This window comes from Streptomyces sp. DG2A-72 (genome assembly GCF_030499575.1).
Taxonomy (GTDB): domain Bacteria; phylum Actinomycetota; class Actinomycetes; order Streptomycetales; family Streptomycetaceae; genus Streptomyces.
Map to the genome: position 1 here is coordinate 4772788 of NZ_JASTLC010000001.1, position 24126 is coordinate 4796913.

24 protein-coding genes, 2 tRNA genes, 2 pseudogenes and 1 riboswitch are annotated in these 24126 nt (G+C 69.9%); of the genes and pseudogenes, 15 read left to right on the top strand and 13 right to left on the bottom strand.

The window, feature by feature from the left end:
• Positions 1-53 precede the first annotated feature (53 nt).
• The 4 genes from QQY66_RS22570 (at position 54) to QQY66_RS22585 (ending at position 5106) form a co-directional block, all read left to right on the top strand.
• Positions 54-1478 carry an MFS transporter gene (locus QQY66_RS22570; RefSeq protein ID WP_301982156.1) on the top strand — a complete coding sequence of 475 codons (1425 nt, stop codon included), beginning with the start codon at positions 54-56 and terminating at the stop codon, positions 1476-1478.
• A gap of 81 nt (positions 1479-1559) precedes the next feature.
• Positions 1560-2771 (top strand): L-2-hydroxyglutarate oxidase, encoded by a 1212-nt coding sequence (lhgO, locus tag QQY66_RS22575; protein ID WP_301982157.1) that lies wholly within the window; start codon positions 1560-1562, stop codon positions 2769-2771.
• A gap of 247 nt (positions 2772-3018) precedes the next feature.
• The gene (gene trmB / locus QQY66_RS22580; protein WP_301982158.1) at positions 3019-3789 is read left to right on the top strand and encodes a tRNA (guanosine(46)-N7)-methyltransferase TrmB; all 771 of its coding nucleotides are present in this window, start codon (positions 3019-3021) and stop codon (positions 3787-3789) included.
• Positions 3790-3813: 24 nt separating this feature from the next.
• A complete protein-coding gene (locus QQY66_RS22585) occupies positions 3814-5106 on the top strand; it encodes a PrsW family intramembrane metalloprotease (RefSeq protein ID WP_301982159.1) in 1293 nt (430 codons plus the stop codon).
• Between the two features lie 155 nt (positions 5107-5261).
• On the opposite strand, the gene QQY66_RS22590 is transcribed toward QQY66_RS22585, so the two are convergent.
• The 4 genes from QQY66_RS22590 to QQY66_RS22605 form a co-directional block, all read right to left on the bottom strand.
• Complete coding sequence (locus QQY66_RS22590) at positions 5262-6302, bottom strand: M23 family metallopeptidase (RefSeq protein WP_301982160.1); 1041 nt, start codon at positions 6300-6302, stop codon at positions 5262-5264.
• A gap of 11 nt (positions 6303-6313) precedes the next feature.
• Positions 6314-6471: riboswitch (cyclic di-AMP (ydaO/yuaA leader) on the bottom strand.
• 307 nt (positions 6472-6778) lie between these two features.
• Positions 6779-6852: transfer RNA gene (locus QQY66_RS22595), tRNA-Met, on the bottom strand.
• 55 nt (positions 6853-6907) lie between these two features.
• Positions 6908-8029 (bottom strand): alginate lyase family protein, encoded by a 1122-nt coding sequence (locus QQY66_RS22600; protein ID WP_301987449.1) that lies wholly within the window; start codon positions 8027-8029, stop codon positions 6908-6910.
• A gap of 199 nt (positions 8030-8228) precedes the next feature.
• Complete coding sequence (locus QQY66_RS22605; protein ID WP_301982161.1) at positions 8229-9359, bottom strand: dihydrofolate reductase family protein; 1131 nt, start codon at positions 9357-9359, stop codon at positions 8229-8231.
• A gap of 65 nt (positions 9360-9424) precedes the next feature.
• Here QQY66_RS22605 and QQY66_RS22610 point away from each other — a divergent pair, with 65 nt between their 5' ends.
• The 4 genes from QQY66_RS22610 to QQY66_RS22625 all read left to right on the top strand — a co-directional run bounded on the left by QQY66_RS22610 (position 9425) and on the right by QQY66_RS22625 (position 11880).
• A complete protein-coding gene (locus QQY66_RS22610; RefSeq protein ID WP_301982162.1) occupies positions 9425-9934 on the top strand; it encodes a MarR family winged helix-turn-helix transcriptional regulator in 510 nt (169 codons plus the stop codon).
• A gap of 113 nt (positions 9935-10047) precedes the next feature.
• The gene (gene ribA / locus QQY66_RS22615; RefSeq protein ID WP_301982163.1) at positions 10048-10683 is read left to right on the top strand and encodes a GTP cyclohydrolase II; all 636 of its coding nucleotides are present in this window, start codon (positions 10048-10050) and stop codon (positions 10681-10683) included.
• A 126-nt stretch (positions 10684-10809) separates the two neighbouring features.
• Positions 10810-11121: a hypothetical protein gene (locus QQY66_RS22620; protein WP_301982164.1), complete on the top strand. Its 312-nt coding sequence runs from the start codon at positions 10810-10812 to the stop codon at positions 11119-11121.
• A 138-nt stretch (positions 11122-11259) separates the two neighbouring features.
• Complete coding sequence (locus tag QQY66_RS22625) at positions 11260-11880, top strand: helix-turn-helix domain-containing protein (protein ID WP_301982165.1); 621 nt, start codon at positions 11260-11262, stop codon at positions 11878-11880.
• A 201-nt stretch (positions 11881-12081) separates the two neighbouring features.
• Here the strand turns inward: QQY66_RS22625 and QQY66_RS22630 are convergent, their stop codons facing one another.
• Both QQY66_RS22630 and QQY66_RS22635 read right to left on the bottom strand, forming a co-directional pair.
• The gene (locus QQY66_RS22630) at positions 12082-13536 is read right to left on the bottom strand and encodes a glycosyltransferase family 39 protein (protein ID WP_301982166.1); all 1455 of its coding nucleotides are present in this window, start codon (positions 13534-13536) and stop codon (positions 12082-12084) included.
• 239 nt (positions 13537-13775) lie between these two features.
• Positions 13776-14138: a hypothetical protein gene (locus QQY66_RS22635; RefSeq protein ID WP_301982167.1), complete on the bottom strand. Its 363-nt coding sequence runs from the start codon at positions 14136-14138 to the stop codon at positions 13776-13778.
• Between the two features lie 206 nt (positions 14139-14344).
• On the opposite strand from QQY66_RS22635, the gene QQY66_RS22640 reads away from it, so the two are divergent.
• Both QQY66_RS22640 and QQY66_RS22645 read left to right on the top strand, forming a co-directional pair.
• Positions 14345-15343, top strand: a complete 999-nt coding sequence (locus QQY66_RS22640) for an acyl-CoA desaturase (protein ID WP_301982168.1) — start codon at positions 14345-14347, stop codon at positions 15341-15343.
• A gap of 42 nt (positions 15344-15385) precedes the next feature.
• Positions 15386-15784 carry a DUF5994 family protein gene (locus QQY66_RS22645; RefSeq protein ID WP_301982169.1) on the top strand — a complete coding sequence of 133 codons (399 nt, stop codon included), beginning with the start codon at positions 15386-15388 and terminating at the stop codon, positions 15782-15784.
• Between the two features lie 169 nt (positions 15785-15953).
• Here QQY66_RS22645 and QQY66_RS22650 read toward each other — a convergent pair whose 3' ends face one another.
• Positions 15954-16205: a hypothetical protein gene (locus QQY66_RS22650; RefSeq protein WP_301982170.1), complete on the bottom strand. Its 252-nt coding sequence runs from the start codon at positions 16203-16205 to the stop codon at positions 15954-15956.
• Positions 16206-16378: 173 nt separating this feature from the next.
• On the opposite strand from QQY66_RS22650, the gene QQY66_RS22655 reads away from it, so the two are divergent.
• A complete protein-coding gene (locus QQY66_RS22655) occupies positions 16379-16891 on the top strand; it encodes a DUF5994 family protein (protein ID WP_301982171.1) in 513 nt (170 codons plus the stop codon).
• A 34-nt stretch (positions 16892-16925) separates the two neighbouring features.
• Here the strand turns inward: QQY66_RS22655 and QQY66_RS22660 are convergent, their stop codons facing one another.
• Entirely contained in the window at positions 16926-17516 is a 591-nt protein-coding gene (locus tag QQY66_RS22660) for an ANTAR domain-containing protein (RefSeq protein WP_367666991.1), read from the bottom strand.
• On the opposite strand from QQY66_RS22660, the pseudogene QQY66_RS50445 reads away from it, so the two are divergent.
• Positions 17460-17612, top strand: a pseudogene (locus QQY66_RS50445) (IS630 family transposase); the annotation flags it as partial. The gene QQY66_RS22660 and the pseudogene QQY66_RS50445 sit on opposite strands and share 57 nt — an antisense overlap.
• A gap of 28 nt (positions 17613-17640) precedes the next feature.
• Here QQY66_RS50445 and QQY66_RS22665 read toward each other — a convergent pair.
• The 4 genes from QQY66_RS22665 to QQY66_RS22680 form a co-directional block, all read right to left on the bottom strand.
• Positions 17641-18663, bottom strand: coding sequence for a GNAT family N-acetyltransferase (locus tag QQY66_RS22665; protein ID WP_301987450.1), 1023 nt, complete (start codon positions 18661-18663; stop codon positions 17641-17643).
• Positions 18664-18909: 246 nt separating this feature from the next.
• Positions 18910-19479: a GNAT family N-acetyltransferase gene (locus tag QQY66_RS22670; protein WP_301982173.1), complete on the bottom strand. Its 570-nt coding sequence runs from the start codon at positions 19477-19479 to the stop codon at positions 18910-18912.
• Between the two features lie 369 nt (positions 19480-19848).
• Complete coding sequence (locus QQY66_RS22675; protein ID WP_301987451.1) at positions 19849-20532, bottom strand: maleylpyruvate isomerase family mycothiol-dependent enzyme; 684 nt, start codon at positions 20530-20532, stop codon at positions 19849-19851.
• Between the two features lie 158 nt (positions 20533-20690).
• Positions 20691-21455, bottom strand: coding sequence for a GNAT family N-acetyltransferase (locus tag QQY66_RS22680; RefSeq protein ID WP_301982174.1), 765 nt, complete (start codon positions 21453-21455; stop codon positions 20691-20693).
• A gap of 473 nt (positions 21456-21928) precedes the next feature.
• On the opposite strand from QQY66_RS22680, the gene QQY66_RS22685 reads away from it, so the two are divergent.
• The 3 genes and pseudogenes from QQY66_RS22685 to xerC form a co-directional block, all read left to right on the top strand.
• Positions 21929-22228: a hypothetical protein gene (locus QQY66_RS22685; protein ID WP_301982175.1), complete on the top strand. Its 300-nt coding sequence runs from the start codon at positions 21929-21931 to the stop codon at positions 22226-22228.
• Positions 22229-22254: 26 nt separating this feature from the next.
• Positions 22255-22908 carry a M15 family metallopeptidase gene (locus tag QQY66_RS22690; protein ID WP_301982176.1) on the top strand — a complete coding sequence of 218 codons (654 nt, stop codon included), beginning with the start codon at positions 22255-22257 and terminating at the stop codon, positions 22906-22908.
• A gap of 11 nt (positions 22909-22919) precedes the next feature.
• Positions 22920-23843 (top strand): annotated as a pseudogene (gene xerC, locus QQY66_RS22695) (tyrosine recombinase XerC); the annotation flags it as partial.
• Between the two features lie 158 nt (positions 23844-24001).
• Here xerC and QQY66_RS22700 read toward each other — a convergent pair.
• A tRNA-Lys gene (locus QQY66_RS22700) sits at positions 24002-24074 on the bottom strand.
• Positions 24075-24126 lie beyond the last annotated feature (52 nt).

The following is a 24126-nucleotide window of genomic DNA, read 5'->3' on the forward strand; positions in this document are numbered from 1 at the left end:
GAATGCCGCGTGGTTATGCCAGCGCGGCAGCCGTCTGTGTCGAGGGGTGGCGCATGTCCAGGGAGCAACGCGGGCCGAACGAAAAACTCGGCGCCGTTCTCGCCCTCGCGGGAATCAGCAACGCAGGACTCGCGCGACGCGTCAACGATCTTGGCGCTCAACGCGGGTTGACTCTTCGCTACGACAAGACGTCGGTGGCGCGCTGGGTGTCGAAGGGCATGGTGCCGCAGGGCGCGGCACCGCACCTCATCGCCGCCGCCATCGGCCAGAAGCTCGGCCGCCCGGTGCCACTCCACGAGATAGGCCTGGCGGACGCGGATCCCGCACCAGAGGTGGGCCTCGCCTTCCCCAGAGACGTCGGACAGGCCGTGAAGTCGGCGACCGAGCTGTACCGTCTCGACCTCGCCGGGCGCCGGGCCGGCTCCGGCGGCATCTGGCAGTCGCTGGCCGGGTCGTTCGCAGTAAGCGCATACGCAACGCCCGCCTCACGGTGGCTGATAACCCCGGCCGACAGCTCGGTGGCACGCGACGCGAGCCCGTCCGAGGGCTCCGGGTCACCGCTCAAAGTCGGCCACAGCGATGTGCAGAAGCTGCGGGAGGCCGCGGAGGACGCCAGGCGCTGGGACTCCAAGTACGGGGGCGGCGACTGGCGTTCGTCCATGGTGCCGGAGTGCTTACGGGTGGAGGCGGCACCGCTGCTGCTCGGCTCGTACTCGGACGAGGTCGGCAGGGCGCTGTTCGGGGCCAGCGCCGAACTCACCCGCCTCGCCGGGTGGATGGCCTTCGACACGGGCCAGCAGGAGGCCGCGCAGCGGTACTACATCCAGGCCCTGCGGCTCGCCCGCGCGGCAGCAGACGTACCCCTCGGGGGGTACGTGTTGGCGTCCATGTCGCTCCAGGCGACGTACCGCGGCTTCGGCGACGAGGGCGTCGATCTCGCGCAGGCCGCGCTGGAACGCAACCGCGGCCTCGCCACGGCCCGCACCATGAGCTTCTTCCGCCTGGTGGAGGCACGCGCGCACGCACGCGCGAGTGACGCACAGGCCGCCGGAGCGGCCCTGAAAGCCGCCGAGGGGTGGCTGGAGCGGTCCCGGGAGGGGGACAACGATCCATCCTGGCTCGGCTTCTACTCGTACGACCGTTTCGCCGCGGACGCGGCGGAGTGCTACCGCGATCTGAAGGCGCCCCGACAGGTACGCCGCTTCACCGAGCAGGCGCTGTCGAAGCCGACGGAGGAGTTCGTACGCTCGCATGGGCTGCGGCTGGTGGTGTCGGCGGTCGCCGAGCTGGAGTCGGGCAATCTCGATGCCGCGTGTGAGCAGGGCGTGCGGGCGGTGGAGGTGGCGGGGCGTATCTCCTCGGCTCGGACCACCGAGTATGTGAAGGATCTTCTGCATCGGCTGGAGCCGTATGGGGACGAGCCGCGGGTGGTGGAGCTTCGGGAACGGGCTCGGCCGCTGCTGATGGCTCCGGCGTAAGTGCCGCCCGGCGCTCCGCTTCCCTGCGTTTGAAGTGACTGTCAGTGGCGCAGTGCACTATCGATAGCGGGAGGTGGTGCAGTGCGGCGCGGGAGCGGTTACGACTGTGACGTGCTCGTGGTCGGCGGTGGGATCGTCGGGCTGTCGACGGCGTATGCGATCACGCGGGCCGCGCCGGGGACACGGGTGACGGTGCTGGAGAAGGAGTGGGGCCCGGCCCGGCACCAGACGGGGCGCAACAGCGGCGTGATCCACAGCGGGATCTACTACAAGCCGGGCTCGCTCAAGGCGCGGTACGCGGTGCGGGGCGCCGCCGAGATGGTGAAGTTCTGCGCGGAGTACGGCATCGCGCACGCCGTCACCGGCAAGCTCATCGTCGCCACCGACCGCGAGGAGCTGCCGCGGCTGCACGCCCTTGTGCAGCGCGGCCGGGAGAACGGCATTCCGGTGCGCGAGCTGGGCCCCGCGCAGGTCACGGAGTACGAGCCGGAGGTGCGCTCGGTCGCCGCGATACACGTCGGCACGACCGGCGTCTGCGACTTCGTGGGCGTCGCCCGGCTGCTGGCCGAGGCGTCCGGGGCGGAGATCCGGTACGGCGCGGAGGTCGTCCAGGTGGATCGGCGCCCGACGCTCGGAGTGGCCGTACGGACACGGGACGGGGCGGTCGTACGAGGGCGGGTGCTGGTGAACTGCGCCGGGCTGTACTGCGACGAGGTGGCGCGGCTGACCGGGGACGAGCCCGGGATGCGGATCGTGCCGTTCCGGGGGGAGTACTTCTCGCTGGCGCGGCCCGAGCTGGTGCGGGGGCTGGTGTACCCGGTCCCGGATCCGGCGTTTCCGTTCCTCGGGGTGCATCTCACGCGCGGGATCGACGGGGGTGTGCACATCGGGCCGAATGCGGTGCCCGCGCTGGCCCGCGAGGGGTACGGATGGGGGACTGTGCGGGTGCGGGAGCTCGGTGGGGTGCTGGCCTGGCCGGGGGTGTGGCGGATGGCTGGGCGTCACTGGCGGTACGGGGCCGGGGAGCTGCGGCGGTCGGTGTCGAAGGAGGCGTTCGCGCAGGCCGTGCGGAGGCTGGTGCCGGCGGTGACGCGGGACGATCTGGTGCCGGCTGCGGCGGGGGTGCGAGCGCAGGCGGTGTTGCGGGACGGGACGCTGGTGGATGACTTCATGATCAGGGAGGGGGAGCGGGCGGTGCATGTGCTGAACGCGCCCTCGCCTGCGGCGACGGCTTCGCTGCCGATCGGGCGGGAGGTGGCGCGGAGGGCGTTGGCTGTGCTGGGCGGGGTGTAGCCGTGCGCGGGGTAGCTGCCGGGGGGTGGCTGCCGGGCGGTGGCTGCCGGGGGGTGGGTCGCGCAGCCCGGCGCTGACGGGGTGCCGCCTGCGCCCACCCGTGCCGCCCCAGGCGGCACGACTGCCCGCAGCCAAGGCGCAGCCCAATAAAGCAGCCCGATAGAGCAGCCCAGCACAGCAGCCCAGTAAAATCGACCCCACTGTGTCTGAGACTCACCACGCCCCCGAAGCCGATCACGCAGCCGGCATGTCCATCCGGCACCGCCGCGCCAAGGGGGAGCCGCGGTTCCCCGACGGGCCGAAGGCCGACCCCGCGGGGTCGCATTTCGAGCGGCGGATTCGGAGTTTTCAGCCGCGGCGGAGCAGGGTGACGGCGGGGCAGGCGGATGCGTTGCAGCGGCTGTGGCCCCAGTGGGGGCTGGATATCGACGGGCAGCTGGTCGTCGATCTGACCGAGCTGTTCGGGAACGCGAATCCTGTCGTGCTGGAGATCGGGTTCGGGATGGGGGAGGCGACCGCTCAGATGGCGGCGGCGGACCCCGGGACCAACATCCTCGCCGTCGACGTGCACACCCCCGGCCAGGGCAATCTGCTCAACCTGGCCGACCACCACGGCCTGTCCAACATCCGCGTGGGCAACGGCGACGCGATCATCCTGCTCCGCGAGATGCTCGCCCCCGACTCCCTCGACGGGCTGCGCGTCTTCTTCCCCGACCCCTGGCCCAAGAAGCGGCACCACAAGCGGCGGCTGATCCAGCCGGAGTTCCTCAGCCTCGCCGCGACCCGGCTGAAGCCGGGGGCGACCGTGCACTGTGCGACCGACTGGGAACCGTATGCCGAACAGATGCTCGAGGTGCTGAGCGCGCACCCGGACTTCGAGAACACGCAGCCCGACGGCGGTTTCGCGCCCCGTCCCGACTTCCGGCCGCTCACCCGTTTCGAGGGCCAGGGGCTGGACAAGGGACATGTCGTGAACGACCTGCTCTTCCGTCGCGTACTGCACGAAGGTCTCCAGTAACCTTCCCTCGTTAGGGTCAAAGCCGTGGCCACCAGTCCCCCTTTCCCGCCGCACACCGGCGACCCCGCCGGTGGCACACGGCGGCACGCGCACTGGTGGCAGAAGCGATGGGTGCGCTACGGCGCCCTGATCACGCTCCTCACACTCTCCGGGCTCGTCATCCTCGCCCTGGTCCGCGAACAGACCGGCACGGAGGGGTTCCTGGTCGGTCTCGGGCTGTCCGTGTTCCCCGTGCCGCTGCTGATAGCCGCCTTCCGCTGGCTCGACCGGGTCGAACCCGGCCCCTGGCGCAATCTCCTCTTCGCCTTCGCCTGGGGCGCCTGCGCGGCGGCGCTGATAGCGATCGTCGCCAACAGCTTCGCGACCAGATGGATCGCGACGGCCACCGCGGATCCGTCCAGCGCGGACACCATAGGGGCGACCGTGATAGCGCCGATCGTGGAGGAGTCGGCCAAGGCGGCGGCCGTACTGCTCGTCTTCCTCTTCCGGCGACGCGACTTCACCGGGATCGTCGACGGGGTGGTGATAGCGGGGGTCACCGCGACCGGCTTCGCGTTCACCGAGAACATCCTCTACCTCGGTACGGCCTTCGGGACCGACCAGCTCACCGGCGACCGCGGCATCGCCTCCGTGACCGCGGCGACGTTCTTCGTCCGCATCATCATGTCGCCGTTCGCCCACCCGCTCTTCACCGTCCTCACCGGCATCGGCTTCGGTGTCGCCGCGCTCTCGGCGGACCGGCAGCATGTCCGGCGCGTGCTCGTGCCGCTGTCCGGGCTGCTGCTGGCGATGGGCATGCACGCGATGTGGAACGGCTCGTCGAGCCTCGGCGAGTACGGGTTCTTCGCCGTGTACGCCATCTTCATGGTGCCCGCGTTCGGGCTGCTGACCTGGCTGGTGATCTGGACGCGGCAGCGGGAGCTGAGGACCGTACGGGCCGAGTTGCCCGCGTATGTCGCCGCGGGCTGGCTGGGGCCGGCCGCGCCCTTTGTGCTCGGGTCGATGCGGGCGCGGCGGCTGGCCCGGGAGTACGCCCGTCGTCACTTCGGCAGGCCGGCGGGGCGGGCGGTGGCGCAGTACGAGGCGTACGCGACGTCGCTGGCGTTTCTGCGGCACCGGGGGCGGCGGGGGCGGGCGGGGGCCGACTTCGTCGTACGGGAGCGGGAGTTGCTGCATGAGCTGTGGCAGCGGCGGGGGGTTGCGGGGCCGGCGCTGGACCATGCGGCGCGGGTGGCTGCGCCGCCTTTGCCGGTGTACGGGGCGTATGGGAATGGCGTGCAGTATCCGTATCCCGCGTACAACCCGTATCGGACCTAGCCGGCGTTGCGAGTGGCCCGGCGTGAGGGCTGGGCGGGGGTGGGTCGCGCAGCCCGGCACTGACGGGGTGCCGCCTGCGCCCACCCGTGCCGCCCCAGGCGGCACGCATGCCCGCAGCTCGGCAGCAGGACAGCGGCCCCCGCAGCAGAGCTACCTCAGGGGTTCAACCCCTTGCTCCGCAGCCACGCCATCGGGTCGATGCCGCTGTCGGAGCCGCCTGTGTGGACCTCGAGGTGGAGGTGGGCGCCGGTGACGTTACCGGTGGCGCCGACGCGGCCGATGACGTCGCCGGTGGCGACCTTCTGGCCGACGCTGACGCTGATCGAGGACTGGTGGGCGTACCAGAGCTCGGTGCCGTCGTCGAGGGTGAGGACGGTCTTGTAGCCGTACGAACCGTCCCAGCCGGCCTCGGTGATCGTGCCGCTGTGGATGGCCTTGATGAGGGTGCCCGTGGGGGCGGCGAAGTCGAGGCCGGTGTGGTAGCCGGAGGACCAGAGGGAACCGGCCTGACCGAAGGTCGAGGTGATGGTGTACGAGGAGGTCGGCAGCGCGAACTGCTTGGCCAGCTGGGCGAGCCGCTCGGCCTCCGCCTTGGCCGCCGCCTCCTCCTCCGCCTTCTTCTTCGCGGCGGCGGCCTTGGCCTTGGCCTCCCGCTCCGCCTTGGCGGCCGCTTCGGAGGCCTCCTTCTGCGCGGCGGCCTGCACGGCCTGCGCGGCCTTGCTGTCGACCTGGTCCTGCTGCCGCTCGGCCTGGGCCAGGATCCGGGAGCGCAGCGCCTCACCGGCGTCGGCGGCGGACTGCTCGCTGTCGGTGGAGGTCACACTGACGCTGCTGAGCGCGGTCGCGGTGTCCGCCGAGCCCTCGGCGGCGTCGTCCGAGATGATCGAGCCCACGGACGGCAGGTCGGGCAGGGAGATGGACACCGGCGGCTTGCCGGTGTTGGCGCTGGCCATGCCGCCCGCGCCGACGGCGGCTATGACGCCGACGCCGAGAACCGTGGAGCTGCGGGCGAATGCCCCGTTGCGCTGCTTGCTGACGCGGTGCCGGCCGCGTACGGGACGAATGGACTCCTCGGTGGGGTTCCACTCCTCCAGCGGGCCCTCGTCGTCGGTGCGGTAGCCGCTGTACACAAAGGTGTCGGGCTCGCGCTGACTCGGCACGAAGGGGGCCTCTGGGGCAGGCCGGTTGGACGCCACGTAGGCGTACTCCTTTCCTTCCTTCTCGCCTACCGGGTTAGCTGACGGGTTCGGAGCAGGAAGGTCTCCTACGCGCGTATACCTGCCGTGCTTCCACGGTGGCATCCGCGCGATTCACCCCAAGGTGGTGGTTCCCCGGTTCCCTTGCGGAATTCGGCGCGTGCGCACGGAGCCGACTCTTGTGACGGCTGGGACAACCGCGCTGCGTTATCGAACGTTAATAGACGCGGGGGCCGGATTCCAAGCGGTTCCGCTTGATCGTTAACGTTTTTGCGCAGGACGTAGGGGCCATGACCGGTGAAAATCGGGCGAGTTGACCGCGACGCGGCAGCAACTCAGCAGTCACACCAGCTCTGACGTTGCGTCAGTTGTTACCGGAGCGGGACGGCTCACTCACCTCGGGTAACAACGATCACCAGCATGCTCTGAACACACCGAAGGCCCGGATCGCAATGATCCGGGCCTTCGGTCTTGAGTAGCGGGGACAGGATTTGAACCTGCGACCTCTGGGTTATGAGCCCAGCGAGCTACCGAGCTGCTCCACCCCGCGTCGTTGTGTTCACTAGTCTACGCCATCCGCGGGACACCCATGACCACACGTTGATTCACCCTGCGGGATTGCCCGCGTGGGTGAGGGTCTCCCAGGCGACGAAGAGCCCGTCGGTACCGGCCGGGCGGGTCCGCTCGGCGAGCCTGCGGGCGGCGGGGACGGTGACGTGAAGCCGGTCTTCCAGGTGATTCAGTACGACTTCCAGGTCCGGGCCCATGGTCCTGGCGACCTTGCCGCCGCACAGCCAGGCCGGTGCGGGCTCGCCCAGTTGGTGCCGGGCGTGGAGGGACAGGGCGGCCTTCAGCCGGTCCTTGACCTCGCCGTACAGGTCGACGCCCTGGTGCCAGGCCGTCTCGGCGATGTGGGCGGTGGCGGCGAGGGAGTGGCCGACGTGCTCGAAGTCACGGCAGGTCTCCTGGGTGACGCCGTCCTTGTAGGTCGACTGCTGGAACCAGTACGACCGCAGTCGCTGCGGGGTGTCCATGCCGGAGCCGGGCGGGGTGAGCGGGTGGCGGCCGTCCTTGCGCAGGTAGAAGTAGGCGGGGACACGGTCGCGGAAGCGTCGCAGGGCGTGGTCGAAGGTCTTGTGGTCGTCGAGGAAGACGGCGATCCCGATGGCCGCGTCGGTCGAGACGAGATCCCGGTTTCCGTTGACGTCCAGGACGCGGCGGGTGACCCGGGGGAGGTAGACGGTGCGGAGCATGGTCTCGAAGCGCTGTACGCGGTCGGCGGGCCAGTCGGCGCCGGGTGTGTGCCGCACGATCTCGGCGGCCCGCGCCCAGGTCGATCCGGCCCAGGCCGCCTGGAGTCCGGCGTTCTGCCCGGTGTGCCGCTTCAGCTTCGCCGACCAGCCGTCCATGATCTCCCGGGCCTTGACGGCGTGCTGCCGCTTGCCGGTGACCGTGAACACCAGGGCGTGGGTGTAGGCGGCGATGGCGTCCGTACGCTCCTGGATGCAGCCCCGGCCGGCCATGGCACCGGCCGGGCAGTTCACGGTCTTGTACGGCTCGGCCCGGTACTTGTACGCCCCGTATCTGCTGTCCCGCATGTCGAGGAACGCCTTCAGCCACGGCTGCCTGCCCGCCAGGACGTTCTCTCGTACGGCGTCCAGCTGGGCCTTGCCGACGAGGACGCCGGGGTGGGTGAACTCGGCGTCCGACGGGAGGGAGCGGGCCATGGTGCGCGAACCGTCGGCCGTCCCGCAGGAGGCGAGGAGTGCCGCGACCAGGGGCGGGATCAGCAAAGCCGTCGTCCGTCTGCGCACCGACCCCATCGCCGCCTCCGTGCCGTGATCCACACCCGGTCATTCGCAGCGTGCCCGGTACGGCGACGGGGCGCAGGATCTGATGGGCCGAAGGGGAGTTGAGGTCGGTCCGTCACGCCGGCAGATGACGGTTCGGCGCCTTCGCGCGCTCCTCGTACTCCGGCAGTACGACGACGTCCACGCCGGCCGCTTCCAGCATCCCGCTGCCGTCGGCGGCCACCACGAAGGTGTCCGGCTCGCGCCACGCCGTCACCACGCGCCGTACTCCGGCGTCCAGAATCAGCCGGGCGCACGGCGCGGGGCGGGATGCGCGGTGGGCGCACGGTTCCAGGCTGCTGTACACCGTGGCGGTGGCCAGCCGGGGGTCGGTCGCGTCGAGCTTCGCCAGCGCGGCCTCCTCCGCGTGGACGACCATGTCGCCGCCCTCACGGGAGTGGCCCCGCGCCAGCTCCGTCCCGTCGGCCGCGACCACGACCGCGCCCACGCTGAACGCGGTCGGCGAGGGAGGGCACTGCGCGGCCAGTTCGCAGGCCAGGGCGAGCCAGTGGTGGTCGGCGGCGGAGTCCAGCCGGCCGGCGCCGGGTGCTGTGGGCTCGTAGCGCATGAGCACGACGTCCTCGATTCGCCGTGTCTCCAGCAGGCGGAGGCGGCCGTCCTGATATCCGCCGGGGCCGAACAGCCGCGGCGCCTTGGGGTCGCCCACGAACAGCGGCGCCAGGACCAGCTGCAACTCGTCGGCCAGACCCTGCTGGAGCAGCTGGGTGTGGATGCGCCCGCCGCCCTCGACCATGAGGCGCCGTACGCCGCGCACCTCGTGCAGGTGCTCCAGCAGCCGGCGCCAGTCCAGTTCCGGGCCCAGCGGGAGCACGTCGGCGTCGACCGGCGTCGCGTGCAGGCGCTGGGCGCCCTGGTCCGTCGTATAGACGACCTTCTCGCCGCCCGTGTGCCAGAACTTCGCCGTCGGGTCCAGGTCTCCTGAGCCGCTGACCGTGACCTTCAGGGGGTAGGCGGGCTTGCCCGCGGCCTCCCGTGCCGCTCGGCGCTCGGTGGAGTTCACCAGGAGGCGGGGGTTGTCGGCGCGGATGGTGCCGGCGCCGACGAGGATGGCGTCGACGGAGGCCCGTACCTCGTCGACGCGGTCGAAGTCGGCCGGGCTGGACAGGAGCAGGCGGTCGGGGCCGGTGTCGTCCAGGTAGCCGTCGAGGGAGACGGCGGCGGACAGCAGGACGTAGGGGAAGGGCATCTGCGTACTCCACCTCGGCGACGGGCGGGCTTGGTTCAAGTTTGAAACAAACCTACACTGGATGCATGACGACCCGCTGGCTCACCCCCGAGGAGCAGCGCGCCTGGCGCGCGTACATCGGCGCCGTCCTCCTCGTGGAGGACGCGCTCGACCGGCAACTCCAGCAGGAAGCCGGCATGCCGCACATGTATTACTCCATCCTCTCCGTCCTGTCCGAGGCCCCGGAGCGCAAGCTGCGCATGACCGACCTCGCGGAGCGGCTGAAGATCACCCGCAGCCGGCTGACGTATGCCGTGACGCGCCTGGAGAAGGACGGGCTGGTGCGGCGCGAGAACTGCCGCTGGGACAAGCGGGGCAGCATCGCGGCGCTGACCGACGAGGGGATGACGGTCCTGGAGCAGGCGGCGCCCGGACATGTGGCGACCGTACGGGCGCTGCTGTTCGACCGGCTGACCCCGGAGCAGGTCGGGCAGGTGGAGGAGATCTTCGGCAAGGTCACCGAAGGGTTCGAGGGGGACGCGGCACAGGCGGCACCCGATGACGTGCCGTGGCGGCGGCGGTCGACCAAGCCCTGATCATGACGCGGATCACAAATGCATTGCTTCAAAATTGAAGCATGAGGTAGGGTTCGGGACCGAGGAGCTGCTTCAAATCTGAAGCAGATGTGCCCGAGGACCGGAGTACCCGCATGCCCGACTTCCCCGCCGCCACCCAGCGCTCCCGCGTCCGCGTGCCGCTGCGCTTCGGAGACGGCTACAGCGTCGATGCCGAACTGGTCACCTTCCACGGACTGGCCGACGGCCAGGAGCACGTGGCCGTCGTCCTCGGCGACCCAGGGCCCGTCCCCTTGGTGCGCCTGCACTCCGAGTGCCTCACCGGCGATGTCTTCGGCTCGGCCCGCTGCGACTGCGGCCCGCAGCTGCGCGAGGCGGTCGAGCGGATCGCCGACCGCGGCGGCGTCCTGCTCTACCTCCGCCAGGAAGGCCGCGGCATCGGCCTCTACAACAAGCTCGACGCGTACGCCCTTCAGGACCAGGGACTCGACACCTACGCGGCGAACACCGCGCTGGGCCTGCCCGAGGACGCCCGCGACTACACGGCCGCCGCGCAGATGCTCACCGCCCTCGGCGTCGGCGAACTCGACCTGCTCTCCAACAACCCGGACAAGGCAGGCCAGTTGCGGGACCTCGGCATCAGCGTCCACGACCGCGTGCCGACCGGTGTGTTCACCACCGCCCACAACGTCCGCTACCTGCGGGCGAAGGTGCTCCAGACCCAGCACACCCTGCCGTTGGGCGAACTGACGGAGCGTACGGCGGGCTGACTTGCTGGGATGTGTGCGCCAGGTACGCCAGGACGGTCGGCGTGCCCGTGGCGGACTGCACCAGGCGGCGGGAGCCGTTCCGGGCGCCCTTCTCGGATGACGTCCGCGCCGGGCACTATCGACTCCATGTCCATCGCCGACATCCCCGACATCTCCGACATCCCCGAGGAGACGTCAGGGCAGGACGCCCCAGGGGCGAGCCCGTTCCTGACGATGGGATCCGGCTCCGTGCCGGAGCCGGACCGGTTCAGCTGGTGGGCCGAGGTCGTCGACGAGCTCATGCCGGTGTCGATCAGCAGCGCGCACGCGCCCCGCTTCGAGGGCCGGCTGGAAGCCGTGGGGATGCTGCCGCGCAGCCAGCTCACGACCTTCGTCTTCTCCCCGATGACGGCCCGCCGTTCCCTGGCCCAGCTCCGACGCCAGGATCCCGAGGACTGACTTCATGATCCTCGTCGGAGGGCAACAGCTCCATACGGCTGGAACAGTCCCGCAACGTCGCCTGCCTCGGCTCCGGCGAAATGACCTGTACTCGAGTTTCCGCCCGCTGATCAGCGACTTCCACGACCCCGACCAGCAGTGCCGGATGACGGTGCTGCGGCTGGCGCGTACCGTGCTGCCGCTGGCCGACGGCCGGGCCGACCCCGGCCGCCGGCCGAGCCGCTGCCCACCGCGACCGGTTCCGCGGCGCTGCTCGCCCCGTATCTGACGGGCCTGCCGGACGCCGCCCGCAGCTGCGGACCGGCAGAACTGGCCCGGCTCGGCTCCGTCGCCGTCGACCTGGCCGCCTCCTTGCCGGCCGCGCGGCTCGGCGAGCAGGACGCGCTGCCCGTCGAGACCCGCAAGGCCGCGCTGCTCGCCCGCATCAACGCCTTCATCGACCACAACCTGGCCGACCCGTGGCTGCGCCCGGCGGCCATCGCCGCCCACCACCACATCTCCGTACGCACCCTGCACACCCTGTTCCGCAACGCACCGGAACCCGTGGCCGCCACGGTCCGGCGCCGCCGCCTGCAGCGCAGCCACGCCGATCTGACCGACCCCGCCCTCCGCCACCGCACCATCGGCGAGACCGCGGCCCGCTGGGGATTCCGCAACCCGGCCGACTTCAACCGGGCCTTCCGCGCGGCCTGCGGAGTCTCCCCGAGCGAGGCCCGGGAACGTGCACAGAATGCCAAGGATCTCGGCACGGGCTGCTAAAGACGCGACTGACCAGCACAGGCGACAGTTGGATCACAGCATCCCAGTGACTTCAGGACCGGGGCCGGACGCCATCGAGCACACCCTCGATGCGCGGGAGGACCGCGGGGGGACCCTGGAGGCACTGGGGTGCTTCTTGGCGCACGCGGAGCATCGAGCAGGCGCCGCACACGGCCCGGCGGCGTGTCACAGGACTCATCTTCACGGTTTCTGATCGCGACGCTCGTACACGGTGACCCGCCGCCCGCGGACCTGCTCGTCCGCCACCGCTTCGAAGTACTCCCGCAAAACGGCGTTCTTCACGAGGTCCCGCTTCGCGGATATGGGCCGGGCCACCTCGGGCACATCAGTGACCAGCACTATGCGCCACTGTTCAAGCATGGCCGCCCTGATCCGCTCCGGGTCGGCTTCCTCGCCCTTCAGAGTTCCGGACGCCGTGGGGCTCTGCGCCAGCGCAATGTCCCGCAGACCGGCAAAGGCGTCGGGGGAGACCAACTGGGTGTCCCGCCGGGCCGCCGGTATGAAGACCACCGCATCCCCGGCCCGCTTCAGTTTCCGTACGTTCGCCGCCGCCGACAGGACGTCGTCCACCCGGCTCGCCGGAGACCGTGTGGCCAGGGACTGCGGCAACAACGCCACCACCGCCACTCCGACGATCGCCGGAACGAGCCAGGGCACCGCCCTGGGGAACCGGGGCCCGACCACACGCACTGCCGCACCGATGACCGCGCCGATCAGCAGGGTCAGACCCAGCATGCTGAACAGGACATAGCGGTCCAGGAACAGCGGCTGGACCAGGGACAGACCGAGCAGCCCCAACTGCGGCACCGCAAGGAGCGGCAGTCCGACCGCCGCCACCGACAGCCGGCCCGCCCGCGGCCGGTCCAGCGACGCTCCCAGCCCGCCGATGGCCAGCAGGACCGCCGGGCCGATCAGCGCGTGCCATGTCAGAGGCGGGATCCACGACACCTGCTCGGACTGCGTCCGGCTGAACAGAATCAACGGCAGGACGCCCGCCGTCGCGGCCGTCGCGGCCAACGACCAGCGCGCCCACACCCTCCGTTCGGCCTTCGTCCACATCAGGGTCGCCGCGTGCGCGGGCAGCATCAGCAACGACAGCCAGTTCAACAGCGCACACACCAGGACCACGCCCCCGTACGCGGCCCAGTGCACCGCACGGCCCCTGCCTTGGAGCACGGTCACCAGCAGCAGGGTCGAGATCGCGGACCCGGCCATGACCAGGGCGTACGGACGTCCTTCCTGGAGGTGGAACTGCACTGCGGGCAACAGACCGAGCGCCAGCCCCGCGGCGAGGCCCGCCCTGGCTCCGGCCAGGCGATGACCGATGACCGTCACGCAGGCCGCCGCTGCCGCCACGGCCAGGACAGAGGGGAGTCGCAGGACGGTGGTGCCGGGGCCGAGGCCTTCGAAGAGCGTGTGCATCAGCAGGTAGTAGAGCCCGTGTACGGCATCCACCTGACCCAGCATGTGCCAGATCTCCCCGGCCGATCGACGGGCCACCTGCCAGGTCGCCGCCTCGTCCCGCCACACACTGTGTTGCCGGGAGATGCCCCACAGGCCGAGCGCCAGGGTCCACAGCAGCGGTATCGCCCACGGGGGCAGGCGGCGCCGGAGCACTGATATGCGGCAAGACATGAAGACGTTCGGTCCTTGAAGTGATGATGCGGACCGACGTCACAGTGAGGCGCTCCGGGTCTGATGCAGGCTACGCAAGAGAACGATCTTCAGCGACGGATCAGCGCCGTGAGCATGTTCACTACAAACGCAGGGAACCTCGAACCCTTGACAACCATCAGGCCCCTGCGGCACAACTGATCCCCCGCCTACCAGCCGTAGACGGGGTTCAGCTCGCGCCGAGAACGACCTGGCGTCGTTCAGATGCGGAGCAGGCGTTGGGTGATCTCCCGGTACTGCCTCAGCGCAAGGTGGAGTTCGGCGGATTCCTTTTCGGCGTCCTGGCCTTCGGGGTCCTGGTCCTGCCAGCCCGCGCGGAGGGTACGCCGCTGTTCGGCGAGGGCCTCCATGAGCTGGGCGGTGGCCTCGTCGAAGGCGCCTTCGGCTTCCTCCAGTGACTCACGCGGAGCGTCGGGGAACGTGTTGACGGCCCGTCCGAGGCGCCGGACGATCTTGTCCCGCTCGTCCGGCGGGAACAGCGGTGCCGGGCCGGGCGCCCGGCGCCCTGCGTCGCCACGGGGCTGGTCCGCGGACTGTCGGGCGCGTGTCTGGTCGTACATCATCAAGTGCCGCTTTCCTGTGCGTTGTGCCGGATTTCCGGAGCGGCATGGCTCTGAGCCGTGCCGCCAGTCAACGTTCGGCGTCGGCCTGTGTCAACGCGATGCCGCTTGCGAGCAGACGCGGTTGTTACGCCGGCGGGAGTACGGTGGAGTAAACGAGGGCCCGTGACCCCGGCCGCGCCATCCGCATCCAGGCCGAGGAGTCCCGTATGCCACTCAGTACGCCCACCTCCACGACGGTCGCACGGTCCGACCCCGCCCCGCCACAAGGCTACGACGGGACGTCCCCGTTCCCGCCGGACGGACCGACGCCCCCTGGCGAAGGCGGTGACCGGATGTACGTCACGGTGACGGCGGTGATCGTCGTTCTGCCGTTCGTGGCGCTCGGTCTGGCCGGCTGGCTGCTGTGGGGCAGGCTCATCCATCCCGCCGACATCGTGCTCGCGCTCGTCCTCTACACGATCACGGGTCTCGGCGTGACCGTCGGTTTCCACCGCGGTCTCACCCACGGCGGCTACCGGGCCGTCCGCCCCGTGCGCATCGCACTCGCGGTGGCCGGCTCCATGAGTTTCCAGGGCGATGTCATCGGCTGGGTCGCCACCCACCGCCGCCACCACGCCTTCACCGACCGGCCCGGCGACCCGCACTCGCCGTACCGCTACGGCACCCATCTGCGCGGCCAGTTGCGCGGACTGCTGCACGCGCACGTCGGCTGGCTGTTCCGCAACGACCGTACGCCACCTGAGCGTTACGCCCCCGACCTGCTCGCCGACCGCGACATCCGCCGCATCTCCCGCGCCTTCCCGGCGCTGTGCGTCCTCACCCTCGCCCTGCCCTTCGCCGCGGGCTGGCTCATCGGCGGGACCTGGCTGCACGCGCTGACCGCCTTGCTGTGGGCGGGACTTGTCCGCATCGCCCTGCTCCATCACGTCACCTGGAGCGTGAACTCCCTCTGCCACCTGATCGGTGAGCGCCCGTTCCGCACCCGGCGCCACGACCGGGCCACCAACCTGTGGCCCCTCGCCCTGCTCTCCTTCGGCGAGAGCTGGCACAACCTCCACCACGCCGACCCCACCAGCGCCCGCCACGGCGTCGACCGCGGCCAGCTCGACCCCTCTGCCGCCGTCATCCGCCTCCTCGAACGCCTCGGCTGGGTACACGACGTGCGCTGGCCCACTCCGGCCCGGGTCGACGCCCGCCGCGCCTGACACCGACCACCCACCTCCGTACGGCAGTTGGCAGGAGCCTCCATGACCACCGCACTGCAACCCCCGCTTCCCTCCCACCCCCTCCTGCGCCTGCGACTGGCCCCCCACGGCGCCATGCCCCGACCCATCGACGGAGCATGGTGGCCCCGTTCGTACGACCTGATCGCCGAACTCCCCCGGCTGCTCGCCGGGTTGCCGCGCGCGTGGGGCCACGTCACCAGCGTCACGGTCAACGGGGCGACCTGGTCCGCGGTGCCCGGCCGGATCCTCGTCTCCAACCAGGTCGTACGGCTGCGCAGGACCCTCACGGCATCCGCCCCGCACACCATCGTGCTGCTTGCGCCCGGCCACGGGCGCTGGGACCTGCTGATCGTGCCGCCCGATATGACCGAGGATGCCGCGGAACCGCTCATGGCGGGCGCGGCGGACGGTCAGGCCTGACGCGCGGGATCAGCAGGGCACTGACGGCCAGGCGGTGACCGCGGCGGTCACGTCCCCACGGCGCTCTGCTGATCGGCCTGTCTCGTGGTGGCTGGTGGCCATCAGCCGGGCGGCTGAGGAGGCGCCGGTCTCCCAGGGGGACGACCAGGAGGTCCCCCCGGACTCCGACTCACTTCCGTCGGCGGCCGTCCTGCGCGGACCGGCTGGTCTCCAGCCACGACCGTGCGGGTTCTGCCGCGCGGGCGGTGTCCACGGTGAGGTCGAGGCGCGTACCTGCCTCGGAGCCGGTGGGATAGCTGCGCTGCTCGGTGGCGGCGAAGCAACGGCGGAGTACCTCCGCGACCCGACGGGCGACCTCGGGCGAAGTGGCGACGATGCGGACCTCAGCGTGCCCGTCCGTGGGTGTTTCCGTGGATGGCATGGCTACCTCGGAGTTCGGATGTCTCGTATGAGACGGGCCGGATCTCTCACTCTACTCGGGCGTGCCCCACAGCCCCCGCGGGTGACCGGCGGGCTTCCCGGCCGCCGTCGGACGGGGAGTACCGTGAAATGAGGCAGCTACTCGGTCCTCATTCCGGCAGGCAGGCGAGAGCGATGTCCGAATCCGACTCCCCGCGTGTGACCAGGCTCCTGCCGGACGCCGTCCACCAGGCCGTACGGCCCGGGACCGTTGTCGTACGGCTGGAGACGACACACGAACGGCGGGGAGTGCTCGACGGTGCGTGGTGGCCGCGTTCCCGCGACATCGCCGCCGAGCTGCCGGGCCTGATCACCGCACTGACCGAGTACCTCGGGCCGGTCACTCGCGTCGGCCTGGACGCCGACGCCTGGGAAGAGCTGCCGACGCGGATGATCATCGAAGACCGTGTCGTCCACATCGACTCCTCTCCGGTCGGCGACGACACCGTCCTGATCACCCGGGGTGAGCAGGATCTCTTCTCCCTCCTCGTGATCCCGCCGCACGCGAGGCCCGACGCAGCGCGCGCCGCCATGGCCGAAGCTGTCCGCACGGACAGTGCGACGCAGGCCGAACAGATCCTCATCGACACCGGCACCGACCGAGCGGACCCGGGCGCCACGGAAGGCCCGCGGGCACACCGCGAATAGCCCGTAGCCCGGGAAGCCCGGGAGGCTTCGGAGGTCAGCCGGGGCGGTCCCCGGGCGGGACCTTCGCGGGCGCCGGGATGGCGGCGGTGTCAAAGGCGTCCGCGATGATCCGTGTGGCCAGGTCCGACAGGCGCAAGTGACGGGCGCGGGCGTACGACCTCAACGCGGCGAAGGCGTCCCCGACGGAGGTGTTCCAGCGTTCCGCCAGGACGCCCTTGACCTGCTCGACCAGCACGCGGCTGGCCAGCGCGGTCTCCAGCCGGCTGTTCACGACGTGCGCCTGCTCCAGCGTGCGCTGCTGCAGGATCGCGATCGTGGCCACGTCGGCGAAGGCCTGGGCCAGCGCGATGGCGTCGTCGCCGAGGAGCTGCGATGTGGTCTGGAACAGGTTGAGCGCGCCGACGACGCGGCTGTGCATGCGCAGCGGGATGGCGTGTGTGGTCACGTACCCCGTCTCGCGTGCCTGTGCGGCGAAGCGCGGCCAGCCGACGGTCGCCTCCGCCCACGCCAGGTCGATGTACGCCCGGGCGGTGCCGGTGCGGTAGCACTCGACGTACGGGCCCTGGTCGTCCAGACCCAGGACCTGCACCGCTACCTGCGCTGGCGCAACGCCAAATGCCCACACCGCGACGTGCTGGCCGCCCAGCGCCGTGAGCGCGCCCGCATCCGCAGCGAGAAAGGCATTCGCTGGGGCAGACGTCTCTTTGCCGAAGCAGCCTGACCACACGGTGATTCCTGCTCAGCGCGCATCAGAAGGGCAGGCCCCGCAGGTCCGCACTGATGGTGGGATGAGGCAGGCCGGCCAGGTCGTAGATCATCGTGGTCAGTGGCGAGGACCGCGCGCCGTCGGGCTGCTGGACGGTGACGGGCACGGAGAGCCGGCTCCATCCCAACTGTGTGCAGAGCGGGACCAGAACCGGGCGGCAGAGCAGAATCATCGTCTCGGCGCCGGCCGCTCGCGCGTGTTCGACCGCCACACTGATCACCGTCCGGGCGATGCCCCGGCCCCGATAAGAAGGGTGCACCAGCACACCGCCCAGCCCTGCTGCGCGGCGCGGCAATCCATCGAAGGCCATGTCCCGCAGCAGCCATCCCCCGGATGCCACCGGCCGGCCTTCGGAGACAGCGGTGAGGGTGTGCTGATGGTCGGCCCACACCAGCCCGAGCCCGTTCATCCCGAAGGGATCGGGCAGGCCATCGCGGAGTGCGGATCTGTCATCCGCAGAACCGGGGCCCGGCGCGTGGACCAGCTGGAGGTCCGCACCGGCGTCGTCCGCCACATGCTCCGCAGCGGCCATGGCGGCGGGGTCGAACCGATAGCGCAGACAATGCAGACCACTGGACTGGACAGTCCCGTCCGCCTGGGCTCCCAGGCGGCGCAGTACCGCGATCGAGGCCATGTTGTCGGGCAGGACGAACGCGAAAACGACAGGGAGCGAGAGGCGGCGAAATGCCAGGTCCAGGCACGCGCGGCCCGCCTCGCCAGCGACCCCGCGGCCCTGTGCCCGTGGGTGCAGGGCGAAACCGAGGTCGACTCCGTATTGGGCCCGATTACGCAGTCCCACGCGGCCGAGAAACGCGTGCGTCGCGGCATCCCTGACCGCGAAGTCGCCGTAGCCGTGTCTGGTCCAGTGGGCGACGTGGTCGTCGCACATGGCCTCGGCCGCGGACCGGCTGTCCGCCCGGCCGGTCGCCAGCCATCGCATGACGCTGTCCTGACTGACCACAGCCGCAAAGAGATCGTCACTGTCCTCGCGGCGGATCGGCTCCATCACAAGCCTCTGGGTACGCAGAACAGGTCCACTTGACCGGGTCACTCAGCAACTCCAATCGACCAAGGACCGAAGGACCGAAGGACCGAAGGACCGAAGGAGCGTACCCGGCGACTCTCTTTGGAACGATCGGGAGGCAACCGGTGCACCCATCCGGTCACGGCGCCTACACAGTCACCTTGATCGGCGCAGGTCATGGGCCTATCGAGCTCGCGCTCACGGATTCGACGGGCACCTTCTGCAGAGTCAGATGTCGCGCGTCCGTACGTGCAGGTGACCGGCAACGGGGTATGCGGGCGGTGCCGCGGGCAGGAGCGTGGCCAGTTCGTACCGGCTCTTCTGCGCGACACGGCATGACGCTGTGTTGTCTACTTGGTGCAGGAGTTCAAGGCGCGTCAGTCCGTCACCGGGGAAGGCGGTGAAGGCCCAGTCCGTGACCGCCTGCAGTGCTCGGGGCGCCACTCCCCGGCCGCGCGCGTGTGCCGCGGTCCAGTAGCCGACCTCGGCGGACGAAGCGCCCGTGGTGACGTTCTTGAGGACCACGTGACCAGTCAACTGTCCGTCAGTACCCGGAGCTTGCGTTTCCACGATGGCGAATCCGAAACGGTCTCCCGTCTCCCATCCCCGTTGCTGCTCCTGAACCCACCGTGCCGCGCTCGCCTCGTCGTTCACAGCTGAGTTCGTCCAGCGGCGCAGAGCGTCATCCCGATACAGCTCGACCAGGTCGGGAGCGTCCGCCCGGCTCCAGGGACGCAGCACGAGGGCCGGGGCTGACGGTGTGGCGTCTGCCCTCAGTCGTGCCGCGTTCTTGTCCATCGGTCGAGTGTATGTGGCCACAGTGGCCTTGAGTGCTTCGTCTGGCTGTGCGGCGGGGCTGTGCGGCTGCTGCGTCATCGAGCCGCACGGCACCGATTCACTGTCTACAGGGGCCAGCAGCTGGGGGAGCAGGCGAGCGACTGCTCCAACCACTTCGTCGCTTGCCTCGCGGACGATCTCAACCTCGATGCTCATGCTCCGACCCGGAGAGACACCCAGCAGCTTGGCGATCGACGTGACCGAGCGGCCGGGGTCGGGCAGCAGGTCGCGGGCGGCGCGGATGACTGCCTCGGTGGCAACGGCGGGGTGCCCGCCGACGCGGACGCGAGCCAGGGATGAACTTGGAGGGGGTGCCGCCGAGCACAGTTGTCAGCCCAGGGCGAGCCATCGTATGCCGAGCTGTTCGATCTGCGCGGTCTCTGATGCGTCCAACGGCTCACGGCCGGTGGCTTTGCGCAGGAAATGCGGCTGGCTCCAACCCAGTTTGTCGGCGGCCGCCATCTGCTCTGCGCCGAGAAGCAGCTCCAGCACGGCGTCACCGGCCGACGAGGTGAGCCAGGGTTCGCGTCCGACTGCATCAGCCAGGTCGAGGCCGTGGACGGCGACTTCAACGACTCGGGTGAGCAGAAACTCCGACAAGAGCATGGCGTCACCATGACGCGTGCGCACGGTACGGCCGGCCGGCTGGACCCGGCACAGCCGGTCGACTCGCCGCCAGATCGCGGCGAAATCGCCGGCAAAGGCGGCACCGTCGGACGACCCTGCTGCCCGGTCCTGAGCCAGAGCGATCCGGGCACTGTTGGTCCGGGGTGAGAACCGGTCGTCCGGGCGGTAGTACTCCGCTGCGGAAACCTTGGCCTCGCTCGGTGCCGGGGCGTCCAGCATGCCCGGAAGCCAATCGATCACGACGGACACGTGCCCGAGCAGGTCGCGTACGGTCCAGGGGGTGCAGCGTGTCGGGAGGTTCCACTCGGCCTCGGACAGTCCTGAGACAGCATCAGTGAGCGCCCCGGATTCCCGACGAAACGCTTCGAGCACACGGTCTTGATTCATGCCTGTGACGCTACCAACCGGGTGCAATCGGACACCCGGTTGGCCATGCCGGTTCGCCTGGTCAACCAGCGCGGATCTTCCTCGAAGTCCCATTGCGGAACCTGCGGTTCAGTGCCTGGTGCGACATGTGGGGGCCTGGCCGGCGGTGCACCCCGAACTCACCGGGGAGAGAAGCGCGCCGCTGCGGAGAGGTGTTTGGTCATGCCGAGGCGTTCGTACGCGGCGATCGCCGGCGTGTTGGCGGCATCCACAATGAGCGCGGCCCGTCCGTACCGGTGGACCAGATCGTCCACGACGAAGCCGCAGACGGCCTGTGCCAGCCCGCGGCCGCGGGTTGCGGGGTGAGTGCATACCCCGGCCATGTACCCGCAGCCGATTGCTGACCACGCATCGGCCGCGACCGCCAAAGGCTCCGCGGCTGCGCCGCTTTCCAGGCTGCCGAGGATTCCGGCCCATCGGCGTACGCCGACGCGTCCCGGTTGCGCGTATGAGTCAGGGAAGAAGCGATCGAAGAGTGCCGTAGCTGCTTTCTCCTGTCGAGCTTCCAGCCATTGCACGTCGGCGGGGGCAGTACCGGGCCGGGACGCAGTCTCCATCCAGAAGAATTCGTGGACCGGCACGAGGCCGGGTATCTCCCGCACCACGGCATCGATCAAGGGTGCCTCCGCGAAGGGGCGATAAGACGGTCCGATTTCATCCAGTACTCGCCGCACCAAGGTGATCGCGTCGGTTCGGTCGCCCTGGATCGCAAGCCGATCCCGTTGCGAGAGGTCTGGACTCGCCACCGCCAGGGCACTTCCGTGGCGCCAGGCCCGCACGCCCGGCCCCAGACTGCCGTCGTGCCGTCCCTGGGCGGCCCAGATCGGCCGCCTGTCTCCGGCCGCGGCCTGCTCGATGTCACCGAGTCGTACAAGCTCTTCCACCAGGCGTGCCTTTCCGGAGATTTTCGGCGTTCGTAGTAACTGACGTTTTCTCAGGGGTGATCATTTCCGGATTCGGTTGAGGACGGGTCCGTGCCCACCTCGGCGGCCCGCGGCCCCGTAGCATCGTCGAGCAGTACTTCGACGCGAATGGCACCAGCGCCATTGCCGCCAAGCCCGGTATCTACGTCATTGCCGACAAGGAAACTGACCACGACGCACTGGGCGGAACAGACGGGGGGATTACAGCCACTCGTTGATGGCCGCGACGAGGACGGTCGCCTCGTAGCGGACCGCGAGCTTGTAGTCCCGCGTGGCCACGGCCCGCTGCCTTTTGGGGCGATTGATGCCGCACTCGACCGCGTGGCGAGCCTTGTAGCCCTGCGGGTCGAACTTGGGCTGCCGGCCGCCACGGGAACGACGCCACCTGGCAGGAGTTGGACCGTCTGTGCCGTGTCGTGCCGGATGGGCGTGTGATGCGTACCCGGCACGGCGATCCGATGCTCCTGTCGGAGTTCCTGCTGACGCGGGTGGTCGAGGTTGCCGTGCACGGTCTGGACCTGGCCGACGCCCTGAGGCGCGAGCCGTGGACAACCCCACGGGCCGCGGATGTGGTGCAGGATCTTCTGCTCGGTCAAAACAGTGCGGCAGCCCTGGAGAAGCTGGGCTGGAGCCGGCTTCACTTCCTGCGCAAGGCGACGGGACGTGACCCGATCACCAGGGAGGAAGCGGCGGAAGTCGACCGCCTGGGTATCCGTCGGCTGACGTTGGGCTGAGCCTCGCCTTGCGCCATGATCAGCGCATGACCGAAATCGTGCTGATGTCAGATCCGAGGATCGCGGCGATCCCCGTGGCCGACTGCGGTGAAGAGCTCCGCGATGTCCGGCTGCAAGAGTCCGTCGCCGTCGACCCACGTAAGGAAGACCGATCGGGGGCTTTCGCGCACCTGCGGGACGGCGTCCTGGCCCGTCTTCTGGAGGCCCAGAAGTTGCTCCCGGATGGCGTCTGTCTGCTGTTCATCGAGGGGTACCGGCCGCCCGCCCTGCAGCGTTTCTACTTCGAGCGTTACGCCGACGAACTGCGGGCCGACAATCCGAGCTGGTCCGCGGCCCAGGTGCGCGACGCCGCGAGCCGCTACGTGTCGCCGCCCGAGATAGCTCCGCACAGTGCCGGCGCGGCGGTCGACCTCACGCTCATGTCCGCAGATGGGCGGGAACTCGACATGGGGACGCGGGTGAACGCCAGTCCGGAGGAGAGCGACGGCACCTGCTATACGGACGCCCGCAACGTCGCGCCTGAGGCACGCGACAACCGGCGGCTGCTCGGAGATGCTCTGACTGCTGCGGGTTTGGTCAACTATCCGACGGAGTGGTGGCACTGGTCGTACGGCGACCGGTACTGGGCTCATGCCACTGGCGCAGAGCACGCGATCTACGGGCCGCGAGAGCGGGCTTGAGTCTCCCGTTCCTCAACGTCGGCCACTTGGTCGAGATGTTCGACGCGATCGCCGACGACAACGAGGTGATCACGGCCGAGAACGAAGCCCGCCGCGAGCAGATCGCCCGCTGCAAGCCGAGCAAGCCCGGACGCCCCGTAGGAGCCGAGCGGAAGCTGCTCACGGCCGAACGGGCCAAGCTCGCAGAGATGAAGCCGTTCCGGAAGATCACCGGACCGGCCACCCAGCGGGCGATCCGCCGCACCCTGCGCGCGGCACTGAACTCCGCCATCGCCCAGCAACTCATCGCCTTCAACCCGGCGTCCCACGTCGAGTTGGAATCCGGCAAACGCCCGAAACCCCTCCTGTGGACCGACGAGGGCGTACGGCGCTGGCGCGAGACCGGCGAGATCCCCGGCCCGGTGATGGTGTGGACGCCCTGGCAGTTCGGCGCCTTCCGCGACGCAGCCGAGGGCGACCGCCTGTACGCGATCTTCCATCTCATGGGCACCCGCGGCCTCCGGCGAGGCGAGGCGGTCGGCCAGGACCGGCACGAGATCGACCTCGACGCCGGCCTCATCACACCCGCCAAGGAGATCGTGGTCGACGGCTGGGACCCCTACGAGTCCGGACCGAAGACGGACGGGAGCGCGAACACGATCGCGCTCGACAACCTGAACATCACCGCCCTGCGCGACCACAAGGCCCGCCAGGAGAAAGAGCGCGCCAAGTGAGGCACCGCCTGGCAGAACACCGGCAAGGTGTTCACCAAGGAGGACGGCTCCTGGCTCCACCCCGAGACGGTCTCGGAGACCTTGCGACACTCCACGATCACGCTGACCTCGGACACGTACGCGTACGCGTACACGTACACGTACACGTACACGAGCCTGCTCCCTGAGCTGGACCGCGAAATCGCCGAGAAGGCAGCGAAGCTGATCCCCCGGTCGCGTCCGGCAGCTGCTGATTCGTCCGCCCAAGCGGCACCCGATCCGCAGGCCACGAGCACATCCGCTCACGCAGTGGCTGGAAAACGAAGCAGCGCCCGACCCGACCGAAGCCGACGCAGGCGCTGCACCGCAGGTCAGAGGGGTTAACCCCCGCCTGCAACCCGTAGGCCCTGTGGGACTCGAACCCACAACCAATGGATTAAAAGTCCACTGCTCTGCCAATTGAGCTAAGGGCCCAGGCGATGTTGCCTCCCCGAGCATAGCCGGACACGGCCGGGACTCCGATCGG